The organism is Methylobacterium sp. BTF04 (assembly GCF_010692745.1).
In the GTDB taxonomy this organism is placed as follows: Bacteria; Pseudomonadota; Alphaproteobacteria; order Rhizobiales; family Beijerinckiaceae; genus Methylobacterium.
The window spans coordinates 34,118-45,135 of sequence record NZ_JAAHTB010000036.1 but is presented as its reverse complement, the minus strand read 5'-3'; the positions used below and the strand labels follow the sequence as shown (position 1 = coordinate 45,135).

Annotated in this window: 12 protein-coding genes; 3 read left to right on the top strand and 9 right to left on the bottom strand. The window is 70.5% G+C overall.

Annotation, left to right across the window (positions count from 1 at the left end; all coding sequences use genetic code 11):
- On the top strand, positions 1–218 hold a 218-nt coding region (locus G3T14_RS18390; RefSeq protein WP_204262929.1), incomplete at its 5' end, for a type II toxin-antitoxin system VapC family toxin.
- A gap of 3 nt (positions 219–221) precedes the next feature.
- Here the strand turns inward: G3T14_RS18390 and G3T14_RS18385 are convergent.
- From G3T14_RS18385 to G3T14_RS18350, 8 genes are all read right to left on the bottom strand, one after another.
- On the bottom strand, positions 222–899 hold the full coding sequence (locus tag G3T14_RS18385; RefSeq protein ID WP_163643991.1) for a response regulator transcription factor: 678 nt from the start codon (positions 897–899) through the stop codon (positions 222–224).
- Positions 900–968: 69 nt separating this feature from the next.
- Positions 969–1,343 carry a PepSY domain-containing protein gene (locus tag G3T14_RS18380; RefSeq protein ID WP_163643990.1) on the bottom strand — a complete coding sequence of 125 codons (375 nt, stop codon included), beginning with the start codon at positions 1,341–1,343 and terminating at the stop codon, positions 969–971.
- Positions 1,344–1,444: 101 nt separating this feature from the next.
- Positions 1,445–1,654 (bottom strand): hypothetical protein, encoded by a 210-nt coding sequence (locus tag G3T14_RS18375; protein ID WP_163643989.1) that lies wholly within the window; start codon positions 1,652–1,654, stop codon positions 1,445–1,447.
- A 25-nt stretch (positions 1,655–1,679) separates the two neighbouring features.
- Positions 1,680–2,027 (bottom strand): hypothetical protein, encoded by a 348-nt coding sequence (locus tag G3T14_RS18370; RefSeq protein WP_163643988.1) that lies wholly within the window; start codon positions 2,025–2,027, stop codon positions 1,680–1,682.
- A gap of 43 nt (positions 2,028–2,070) precedes the next feature.
- Positions 2,071–2,577 carry a hypothetical protein gene (locus G3T14_RS18365; protein WP_246733413.1) on the bottom strand — a complete coding sequence of 169 codons (507 nt, stop codon included), beginning with the start codon at positions 2,575–2,577 and terminating at the stop codon, positions 2,071–2,073.
- A gap of 30 nt (positions 2,578–2,607) precedes the next feature.
- Complete coding sequence (locus G3T14_RS18360; protein ID WP_163643987.1) at positions 2,608–3,255, bottom strand: lysozyme; 648 nt, start codon at positions 3,253–3,255, stop codon at positions 2,608–2,610.
- A 489-nt stretch (positions 3,256–3,744) separates the two neighbouring features.
- Positions 3,745–5,337: a DUF2793 domain-containing protein gene (locus tag G3T14_RS18355; RefSeq protein WP_163643986.1), complete on the bottom strand. Its 1,593-nt coding sequence runs from the start codon at positions 5,335–5,337 to the stop codon at positions 3,745–3,747.
- 22 nt (positions 5,338–5,359) lie between these two features.
- Positions 5,360–5,584, bottom strand: a complete 225-nt coding sequence (locus tag G3T14_RS18350) for a DUF1289 domain-containing protein (protein ID WP_163643985.1) — start codon at positions 5,582–5,584, stop codon at positions 5,360–5,362.
- Positions 5,585–5,653: 69 nt separating this feature from the next.
- On the opposite strand from G3T14_RS18350, the gene G3T14_RS18345 reads away from it, so the two are divergent.
- Positions 5,654–5,932, top strand: a complete 279-nt coding sequence (locus G3T14_RS18345; RefSeq protein WP_163643984.1) for a metal/formaldehyde-sensitive transcriptional repressor — start codon at positions 5,654–5,656, stop codon at positions 5,930–5,932.
- Between the two features lie 27 nt (positions 5,933–5,959).
- The gene (locus G3T14_RS18340) at positions 5,960–7,063 is read left to right on the top strand and encodes a nickel/cobalt efflux transporter (RefSeq protein ID WP_163643983.1); all 1,104 of its coding nucleotides are present in this window, start codon (positions 5,960–5,962) and stop codon (positions 7,061–7,063) included.
- Here the strand turns inward: G3T14_RS18340 and G3T14_RS18335 are convergent.
- Positions 7,040–10,969 (bottom strand): glycoside hydrolase/phage tail family protein, encoded by a 3,930-nt coding sequence (locus G3T14_RS18335; protein WP_163643982.1) that lies wholly within the window; start codon positions 10,967–10,969, stop codon positions 7,040–7,042. The two genes, G3T14_RS18340 and G3T14_RS18335, sit on opposite strands and share 24 nt — an antisense overlap.
- Positions 10,970–11,018: the final 49 nt, after the last annotated feature.

Here is an 11,018-nt window from a genome sequence, read left to right as displayed (position 1 = left end):
CGGAGACCTCCTCCTTCACAAAAAGAGCTCTCCACTTTTCCGAGGCAAGTCCACTTGTCGCCTTCACGCGGTATGGGAAAGGCCAGGGGCATCCGGCGCAACTCAATATGGGCGATTGTTTCGCCTATGCGGTGGCGAAGAATCACCGGGCCGCGCTGCTCTACAAGGGTAACGACTTCGCGAACACGGATGCGGGCGGGGCGTCGCCGGGCCCCTGACCCTCACACCCGCGGCGGCGGCACCGTCGGGTCCACCAGATAGCCCAGGCCCCGCACCGTCTGGATCAGGTCCACCGCGAGCTTCTTCCGCAGGCGTCCGACGAAGACCTCGATCGTATTCGAATCGCGGTCGAAATCCTGGTCGTAGAGGTGCTCGGTCAATTCCGCCCGCGACACCACACGGCCGGTGTGGTGCATCAGGTAGGACAGCAGCCGGTATTCGTGGCTCGTGAGCTTGACCGGATTGCCGTCGACGAAGACCCGCCCCGAGCGGGTGTCGAGCACTACCGGGCCGCAGGCGATCTGGCTGGTGGCGTGGCCGGCCGCGCGCCGCAGCAGCGCCCGCACGCGCGCCATCAGTTCTTCCATGTGGAACGGCTTCGTCACGTAGTCGTCGGCGCCGGCATCGAAGCCGTCGACCTTGTCCGACCAGCGGTCGCGGGCGGTGAGGATGATGACGGGGGTCTTGATTCCGGCGCGGCGCCACTTCTGCAGCACGCTGACCCCGTCGGTCTTGGGCAGGCCCATGTCGAGGATGATCGCGTCGTAGGGCTCGTTCTCGCCGAGATAGCCGCCCTCCTCGCCGTCGAAGGCTTTGTCGGCCACGTAGCCGGCCTCCTCCAGCGCGCTCACCACCTGCCGGTTGATGTCCCGGTCGTCCTCCACCACCAGCAGCCGCACGTCACCGCACTCCTATTTTGGGGAGATCCATTTGAATCGGCCCGGTCATGGGCTTGGTCATGGGCCTGATCATGGCTCCGTGACCTGGCCGGTCGTAGCATCGACCATGACATGGACGAAGCGCCCGTCCCGGCGCAGGGCCGTGAGCAGGTAGACCAGCGCGTCCTCGTGCCGGCACAGGCGGGCGCGCTGGATCTCGGCGCGCGGGATGACCTGGCGGGCGGCCCGGATGGCGGCCACCGGCTCGATCACCCGCTTGTCGGCCACCGCCTCGCGCAGGTCGGCGGCGCTGAGGCAGGAATCGCTCGGCGGCGCCGCCCGCAGGGGCGCGACCACCGTCCCGGTTCCGGCCCCGATGGTCTCCTCGGCGAGCGTGTCCATCGACCCCATCGCGAAGCCCGCGACGGTCAGGCCGATCAACAGCAGGGCGAGGAGGATGCGCATGGGTCGATGGGACTAGGGGAAGGGCACTGAATGCGCCCTGAATGCGAGCCCAAGCCCAACCTGGACCGTTCGGTTCCCGGACCTGAGATGTTCTAACCGTCTCAGAGCGGCAGGCCGGCCTGGGCGACGAGGCGGTCGAGGGTCGCCCGCAGGGTCGCGCTGACGTGATCCTGGCTGTCGATGTGGTCGAGGGCGGCCTTGCGCAGGGCGATCATCGAGCGATCGAAGCGTTGCCGGGCGGTGTGCAGCCGGAGTGCCGCGGCCCGGCGCCGGCCGCGGGCGCGGCGGAAGGACTTCAGGAAGTGCGTCATCGGGCGTCCTCGTTTCTGGGAAGGGTTACGGACACGGCCGCGGTTCTGCGATCCGGCGCAGGATCTCGTCGAATTTTTCGCGGGCCCGCTCATCGTTTCGGTCGACGCCGCGCGCGATCTCGGCGGCCAGCCGCGACAGATCCTCCAGCACGCGGGTGCGGTTCTCCAGGGCGGCGGCCATCGCCGCGTTGGTCTGCGAGGCCCGTTCCAGGGCGGTGGCGGTGGCACCGGTCTCGCCGATCCGCGCCTCCTGCGCACGCTGGGCCTCACGGTGGAGATGCAGGCAGGCGAGCCCGAGCATCACCGCCACGACCCAGCCGGCCCCGTCATGGGTGAACAGCAGGCGCACTCCCTCGAACGCGATCTTTTCCACGGCGCATCCTCCACACGGCGCATCCTCCGTGCCGTCGCTTGCCTCACGGGACCGGGCGGCCCCGCGCGGCGGCGAGTGCGGGGGCCAGGGTGTTGGCAGCGGTGGCGGCCTCTTCCAGGGCAAGGCTGCGAAACACCTTCTCGCCGAGGCCGTCGGTGCCACCCGCCGCCTTCACCAGCCAGCCCGGTGCCTCGCCGAGGGCGCGTTGCACCGCGCCTGCGATCACCGCGGACCCGACCGCGATGGTCAGGGTCCGTCCGCGCACGGCGCCGGCCACCGCGTTGATCGCGTAGTCGCCGACGTTGCGGACCAGCCGCTCCACCAGAGTGGTGGTGACCAGGACCCGCAAGGGCCCCGCGAGCCGGGCGAGGGCCGCCGTGGCGGCGGTGACGGCCAGCGGTACCATCACGTGTCCGATGCCTTGCGCGACGGCCGCGAGGGTGTCGCCCCAGGGCAGCACCACGGCGTCGCCGGCGAGAGCCGTGCCTACCGAGAGAAGCAGCAGCGGCATCGACGCTGCGGTGAGACGGACGATGGGACGGGTGCTCATGGGGGCATGTCTCCGTTGCGGATGAGTGGTTCAGGCGTCGCGCCGCAGGCGGGTGCGCAGCGCGGTCCAGAGGCGCGCGAGCGTGCCCGTCGGTGCAGGCGGCTCCGGGCGGCGGACCGGCAGGGTTGCTGCGGCGCGGGGGATGGATCGGCGCGCAGAGGGCAAGGCCGGCAGTACGGCCGACAGCGGCGCCCCCGGTGCGATGATCGGCGCGGCGTCGCCCCGGCGGGCACGCGGCGGCGCCAGGGCATAGGGCGTACGGAACTGGTCGTATTCGGCGCCCCGGCGCGGGATCAGTTCGGCAGGACGGTTCCACAGCAGAATCGCCGCGGCGGCGCCATCGCGGTCTCCTGCCGCCAGCCGGCGGACCACGCTGGAGCGCGCGAAGGCGCCCGGGCCGATGTTGAAGCAGAGCGAGACCAGGGCGTCGAAGGCGTGGTCGGCGAGATCCGGCGGCACGGTCGCGGCGACGCTGCGGACGTAGCGCGCCACGTCGCGGGCAAACAGCGCATCGCATTCGGCCGCGGTGATCCGAAGTCCCGGCGTCACGGTCGGCGGACCGGCCGCGGAGGTGTGGCCGATCCCGATGGTCCAGATTCCCACGGAATCGCGATAGGCCGCCAGCCGGCGCCCCTCGCGAGCGATGAGCACGGCGCGGCCGAGGTCGGTCAGGTGCATGGTGGACTCCAAAGTTTGTCGGAGAGTCGTCGGACCGTCATGATTTCGCGCAGGGGTCGGCGATTGCTGAGCCCTGTGAGAGCGAACTCGCAGGGGGCCTGCCGCAGGATCGTCCTCGGTATTCCCGGGCGATCGGAAGTCCGGCGTGATGATCCTGCGCGTCGGCGAAGCGAGGATTACTTCAGAATACTCGCGACATTTTTTGGCGTGCAGGTAGGAGACGTTTCCTTGAGAGGACTTTGTAACGACAGAATGTAGGAACGCTCATATTATACGAGTGCTGGAGCCGCCTCAGTATCGCGCCCGCTTGTCTCAGTTGGATAGGGCGCGAAACTGCTCGGATACGGTTCATGCTCCGCAGTTTTTCGTGCGGCGTTACACGAATTTTGTCAGAGATAAGCCCAAGAATTCAACCTTGAAGGCATGATCGACACACGGCTGCACGAACGGGCTATCGCCATCGATCATTGGAAAATTCGACTTATACTTTCAGGAAAGCTGCTCACCGCTGAACAGGGAATCCGTTGCCGCAACATAGCCGTCGGCGCCGGTGAAGCGGACGAAGACCTCGACCGTATCGCCAGCGGCGAGCGCCAGTGTCGTGCCGAGCGCGAGGGTGGAGACGCCGTCGGTCAGCGAACCGGTCAGGGCCACCCGGCCGCGGCCGGCGGGGCTCCCGTTTCGGTAGAACTGCGCCTCGAAGGCGGTGGGCGCGCTCGTGCCGTTGCGCTTGAATCCCAGATTGGCCGTGAAAGTGTGGAGACCGGTTTCTGCTGCGGTGAAGCGACTCGTGGCCGCCGCGAAGGCGCCCTGTGTGTTGGAATCGACCGTGTTGAACTGGATTCTGGTCCAGGCGCCGGCAGCGAGATAATTGTCGAAGTTCGTCCACGCGGCGAATTTCGGAAGGTTGGTCAGTCGGTTCCAGCGCGCTCCGTCATGGGCCTTGAACGCCGTCGTGGTGGAATCGAACACCAGCTGACCGGCGGCGGCGCCCTCGATCGACGGCGCCGCTTGCGGCTGCAATTCCAGTGCGCCGTTGGCGCGAAACTTCACCACCGAGCGCCGGGCGGTTGCGCCGATGGGCGTGGTCTGGAAATCGATCGCGGTGCCATTGCCCGCCGGCGTGAAGTCCTCCTCCGCAAAGCCGTTGAACGCCACCACATTGAGGGAATAGGCCCCATCGCTGCGCCAGCCAGCGCCGAAGAACCCGAAGAAGCGGTCGAGGGCCTTGATGCCCGCCGGTGCGGTGGGCGTGCCTCGCGCGGACCTGGCCTGAAAGGACGCGACCGGTGGGATCGTCGCCGCCCCATCGCCGCCAAAATTATCCACCTGAACGCTGTGTGGCACGACGCCGGGACCGGGGGGCGCGCCGGGGCGTAGCGTCGTCAGGTGCAGTCCAGCTTCGGGGGCGACCGTCTGGCCGAAGCCGACGCTTCCGGTGGTCGGGTTCACGGTGAAGGCCTGGGCGTAGCCTGTGCCGTCCGCGCTGACCTTGAGGCCGATCTGGTCGGTTCCGAACAGCCCCAGCATCGCACGGGTCGAGAAGCCATCCTGGAAGACGATTCCGGCATCGTTGGCCGGGGCCTTCTTGTTCATCGTCAGGCGCATGTCGCCCGATCCCGGCGTCGTGTCGTCCCACGAGAACAGGGCTGCGTCGGATTTCACGGCGAGGCGGTTCACGGCATCGGCCGCCGTGCCGATGCCGAGCCGGGTGAGGTTCTGCAGCGCCTTGACCGTATCCCGGAAGCCGGTCCAGGCGGTGCCGGTGAACAGGTAGAGTTCGGCCTCGTCGACCACGAAGGCGAGCCAGCCGGCCTTGGGCGAAAAGTCGACCCAGTGTCCGTCCTGAAAGCGCACGATCCGGCCTGCGAGGCCGGCCCAGGCGCCGGTCGGGTTCGCTGCCGCGAGGAGATAGCGGTCGCCGTCCGCCGGGTTGGCGGGCGGTGCGGTGCGGTCCTTGTCGAGGCAGGCGAGCTGCACCAGCGTGTCGAGGCCGGCCAGCGCCTCGTTGTGGGTGACGTGTTTCTGCGCCTGCCCCGCCGCGATCAGCGGCAGCGCGAGGTTGGCGGTCATCTGCGACATCGGCCGGCTCCGGGGTGGAGGGTTACGGGTCGCCGGCCTCGGCCGTTCGACCCTCTGGATCGTTGACGCGCACTCGCTCCACCCGCCGAGGCAGGTCGCGGGCGAGCGCGGTGCGCCGATACGGCGTCAGGCTTCGCCAGGCGCGGATTTCGGGGATCGTGAGGCCGCAGCCGAAGCACCACCCCGTCCGCCCGTCGAAGCGGCAGACGGAGATGCACGGGTCGGATTTCGCGTCGCTCTTCGCCATGCTTGTGCGCCTCTCGTCGATAGGGTACCCCCCTACCTTAGAAACGACGCGATGGCATTCGGGAAAACGATGTCCCACACGATCAAGGACAAGGGAAAACTGCTCGCCCGCGTCCGGCGAATCCGCGGGCAGGCCGAGGCGGTGGAGCGGGCTTTGGAGGCCGAGCTCGGCTGCACCGATGTGCTGATGCTCGTCGCCTCCATGCGCGGGGCCATCAACGGGCTCACCGCCGAGGTGATGGAGGACCACATCCGCCACCACGTGGTCGACCCTGCCCATGAGCCGGATCCGGAGCGCGCCAAGGGGGCCACCGAGCTGATCGAGGTGCTGCGCACCTACCTGAAGTGACCGCCGACCGATGACGGTGTCTCCCTCATGACCTCCCTTCCCGAACTCCTCCGCCAGGGCAGCGCGCATGCGTGGCTGTTCGTGCCGAGTGCGATCCTGCTCGGGGCCCTGCACGGGCTCGAGCCCGGCCATTCGAAGACGATGATGGCCGCCTTCATCGTCGCGGTCCGGGGCACGGTGACCCAGGCAGTGCTGCTCGGCCTGTCGGCGACGCTGTCGCATACCGTCGTGGTGTGGGCGGTGGCGCTGGCCGGGCTGTATCTCGGCCAGCATTGGGGCTCCGAGGCCACGGAGCCCTATTTTCAGATCGCCTCGGCCGTCGTCATCGTCGCCATCGCCGCCTGGATGATCGGGCGGACCTGGGCGGAGCGCCGCGGCGGCCACCATCACCCACATCATGAGCCCGAGGTCCGGCGCATCGCTACCGGTGGCGGCGGTGTTGCCACGCTCGCCATATACGAGGATGGCGTGCCGCCGCGCTGGCGCCTGCGCTTCGAGGGATCCGCGCGCCTCGCCGCGGGGCAAGTCACCCTGGAGACGACGCGGCCCGATGGCGCGCGCCAGACCTTCGGCTTCGTCGATCGGGGAGAACACCTCGAAAGCATCGCGGAAATCCCGGAACCGCACGCCTTCACGGCCTCGCTCCACCTCGTGCGCGGCGCGCTGAGCGAAACCCACACGGTGGTGTTCCAAGAGCACGACCACGACCACGACGATGCCCACGCGCGGGCCCATGCGTACGATATCCGCAACCGGTTCGCCGGCCGCAGCGCCACCACCGGGCAGATCGTCCTGTTCGGCCTCACCGGTGGGCTGATCCCGTGTCCGGCGGCGATCACCGTGCTGCTGCTCTGCATCCAGTTGAAGGAAATCAGCCTCGGGATCGTTCTGGTGCTGTGCTTCAGTATCGGGCTGGCGCTCACCATGGTCGCGGCCGGTGTGGTCGCGGCGCTCGGCGTGCGCCACGTGGCGCGCCGCTGGCAGGGCTTCGATACGCTGGCCCGGAGAGCACCCTACGTCTCGGGGGCGCTGATCATCTGCGTCGGGCTCTACACCGGGTTCCAGGGCTGGAGCGCCCTGCACGGGCACACGGATCAGGCCGCTCTCTCATGGTCCGCTACCCGCCCATGATCCTTGCCCGCCCATGATCCTTGCCCGCTCGCGGCAGGGCGGCCCACGGCCGGTGGCCAGGCCGATCTGCGCGACGCCGAGGTCCAGGCTCGCCTGCGGCCCTCCGAAATCGGCGGTCTCGTCGGCAGTCCGGTACAGCAGCGTCGGGCTCGCGGCGGTGAGGGTGCGGACCAGGCGCCCGCCCTCCCCGAAGATCTCGACGACATACGCCTCCGGATCGTCGAGGGGGATCTCGGCCACGTCCCAGGAATCGCCGTCGCGGCGGGCCCGGCGGATCCAGGTGACCCGCACCCCGTCCGCCTCGCGCCGGGCCCGGAGGTGGACCGGACTCAACGGGCGCAAGGCCAGCAACCCGGCGGTTGCGAACAGCTCCGCGAAGGCCGGATCGCCGGGGTCGCGGTCCGCCGGGCCGATCCTATAGCGAAAGGCGCGGCCGGCCTCGTCGAGGCGCTCGACCAGCGGCACCACGGCCTCGTCGAGACGTACGATCAGGCTGCCCGCCGGAAGGGTGCGGGCCGCCTCACCCTCGCTGCCGGCAAGCCCGCGCAGGAGCCGGGTGAGCCGGTAGGTCTGCGGCCCGATCAACGTGATCCCGGCGGCCGAGATCAGCTCCACGGCGCCGTCCGTCCCGATCAGCGCGAACAGGTTGCCGCCGGCCAGTGCCTGTTCCTCGTCGATGGCCCCGAGCGCGCCGGCATGGCGCAGGTGGACGTCGAGCCGATTCGCGCGGTCGAAGCGCCATAGCGGTCCCGGCGCCAGAGCCGTCAGGGTCTGCCCGAGGCAGGCGGGATAATCGGCAAAGCCGTGCAGGCTCAACGGCGCGCCCGCGCCGGCCGAGCGCCAGATCGCCACCGCGCCGGGCCACGGATCGGCGGCTACCGCCAGCACCTGCAACGGCGTCGGCGCACCCCGGTCGGCGGGCAGGTCGAGGACCACCGCGAAGGGCCGCCCGGCGAGCAGAGGCACCGCCCGGCGCGGCTGCGCCTCGGCCCGGCCGGGGGCGCGGGGCCGCCGCGCCTGGAGCGGTATTGCGCGCGTCTCCATCCGCCGCCCGGCAGGGCCGTCGGCGATCCGCACGATGCGATGGGGGTTGGCGTCCCCCGGCAGGCCGAGGAGGTCGCCGGGGGCGAGATCGATCCGGCGCGGGCTGAGCGTCAGGCTCGCGGTGTCGCGCCCGGCGAGGGTGGCATCGAGCAGCGCCTCGGCCAGGGCCTCGGCCTCGTCCCGGCGGGTGACGATGGCGGCCTCGACCCGGGTTTCGCGCCGCCGCGCTCCCGCCGGCCGGGTCGCGGCGGCGTCGGCCTTGCGGTATTGCGCGCTCTCCCCGTCGATGAAACTCACCGCGATGGAGCGTGGCAGCTCGCTCTCCTGCGCCCGCACCCGGCTCACCGGCGCCGCGTCGCCCTCGGGCGCCACGAGATCGTCCGCAGCGATATCCGCCGCCGCCACGCGCCGGGGTGCGCCGATGGTCAGGGTGCCGGCCACCGCCGAGACGGCGAGGCCGTAGAGTTCGGTGAGCGGTTCCAGGGCGGCCCGGGCCGACATCGGCCGGTCGATCACCGTGCCGTCGAGGAAGGCGGAGGCCGTGATCCGCGTCGGCGCGGTGATGCCGAAATCGGCCAGCATCGCGGCGATCAGCCGGTCGAGGTCGAGCCCTTCGATCCGTCCGGTGATCCAGTGGCCGACGGACCAGTTGCCCGCATCCGCCCACACCGTGTCGTAATCGGGAAAGGCCGGGTAGGGCCGCGCATCCCAGGCCCACACGAAGAGCGCATCGGCCGGCACCATCGGGCCGCCATAGAGCGGCGAGACCGGATTGTGCGCCGCCTCGAAGCCGGGCAGCGCCGGATCGAAGCGCGCCAGGATCGCCTCCAGACCGCGCGCCTGGATCAGGTCGTCGCGTCGCCCCGTGGAAAAGGGCGGGGCGGCGTTCTCGGAGGATTTCGGGTCGGGGAACACGTTGGGGCCGTTGGTGCCCTTGTCCACTGCCGGCACCCCGATCTCGGTGAGCCAGATCGGCTTCGAGCGCGGCACCCACGGCGTCGCCTGCGTCTCGATCCCGCCGTCGCGCTCGATATGGGCGTGGCTCCACCACGCCACCAGATCCTTGGCGCGGTAGATCCACGGCTTGGCATAGGCCCCGTCGCTGATCGGACTGCGCATTTGCGCCGCCCGGTCGGCCTCGGTGGCGTAAAACCAGTCGAACGCCTCGCCGGCGCCGATCCGGCTCTTGAGATAGGCGCGGTCGTGGATCTCGTCGGCGACGGCGAGATCGGCATGGGCGTCCCCGTCGCGCCAGTCGGTGAGCGGCGGATAATAGTCGATGCCCACCGCATCGATGGCCGGATCGGCGAACAGCGCGTCGAGGGGAAACCGCACGCTGGCGCCGCCCGCGCGGACATCGGCGCCGTACTCGGTCCAGTCGGCGGCGTAGACGAGGCCGACCCCCGTCCCGAGCCGGGTGCGGACCTCGGCGGCCAGCGCACGGAACGCCTCCACCGCCGGGTAGCGCCCGGATTCTCCCCGTACGCGGGTGAGGCCGACGAATTCGCTGCCGACGATGAAGCCCGACAGGGCGTTGCCGGCGGCCGCCCAGGTCGCGGCCAGATCGGCGTAATGCAGCACGAGGCGGCGGTAGCCCTGCGCCCGGTCGAAGAAGGCCGCCACCTGCGTGCCGGCCGCCGCCGTGCCGTCCGGGCTGCCGGTCCGGCCGGGGGCGGGGTCGCAGGTGATGCGCCCGCGCCAGGGATGGGCCGGCTGGTGCCCGGCCGCGGCGTCGCGCGGGTCCGGCAGGGTGTTGTCGGCGGCGATATCCATCATCAGGAACGGGTAGAGCACCACGGCGAGCCCGCGCCGGTGCAACTCGGCCACCAGCCGGGTCAGTCCGGCATCGGAGGGCGTACCGCCATAGGCCGCTCCGCCGCCGGGTGCGGTGGAGACGGCCGCGACCCGGTCGCGGGTGAGCCCGGCCACGCGCCATGCGTCGCCGGTGGTGGATTTCTGCGCCCGGTCGACCTTGGGCTGCACCGTGCATTGTCCGGCGCGCAGGTCGTCGCCGAACCAGGCCGCCACCACCGAGACGCGGGACAGGCGCGGGCACAGGGCCTGGAGCGCATCGAGGGAGGCGACGACGTCGGTGGCTGCCTGGAGCTGGAAGCGGTTGGCGGGCCGGGTCGCGCCGTATCCGGCATCCTCGCTGACCGGGACCGGGTCGAGGCCGAACTCGGTGGAGCCGGGGATGAGGCACACGGCGCGGATCATCCCGGCGAGGCCCGCCACAGGCCGCACCACCTCGAAGGCGAATTGCGGCACCCGATTGCCGAAGGGGGCCAGCGCCAGGTGCTCGAAGACGATGTAGGCGAGGCCGCGATAGGCCGGCGCCCGGTCCACCCCTTCCTTGGCGACGATCAGCGGATCGGGCTCCTGCGTCTCGCTGCCCCGGTGCAGCCGGTAGGTCAGGGTGGTGCGGTCGATCTCCTGCCCGTCGGCCCAGATCCGGCGGACATGGGCGATCGTGCCCTCGCACAGGCCGATGGCGAGGTCGGCCGAGTAGGCGTAGGCGGTGCGCACGGTCTTCTGCCCGCCCCCGCCCTTCGCGCCACCCGAGGCGCGCTCCACGCTGGTGTTGGCGACCTCGAGCGGTCGCGTCGCCCAGATCAGGGTGCCGCCGACCTTGGCTCGGCCATAGACCCGCGCCACGGGATCGCCCTCGGTGGAACTCAGGCCCGCCACCTCGGTGAGGCGTGGCCCCGCGACGAAGCGCGGCCCCGCCTTGCCGCCAAACAGCGCCCCGTCGATCCCGGCGCCGGCCGCCGAGCCGAGCGCGCTGCCGATGGCGCCCCCGATCGGCCCACCCAAAGCCGTGCCGGCCGCCGCCCCGGCGGTTTGCAGGATCAGCGTGGCCATGGCGGGCTCCGGCGGAAGGGGAGGACTGGCTTGTCGAATCGTATCCTGC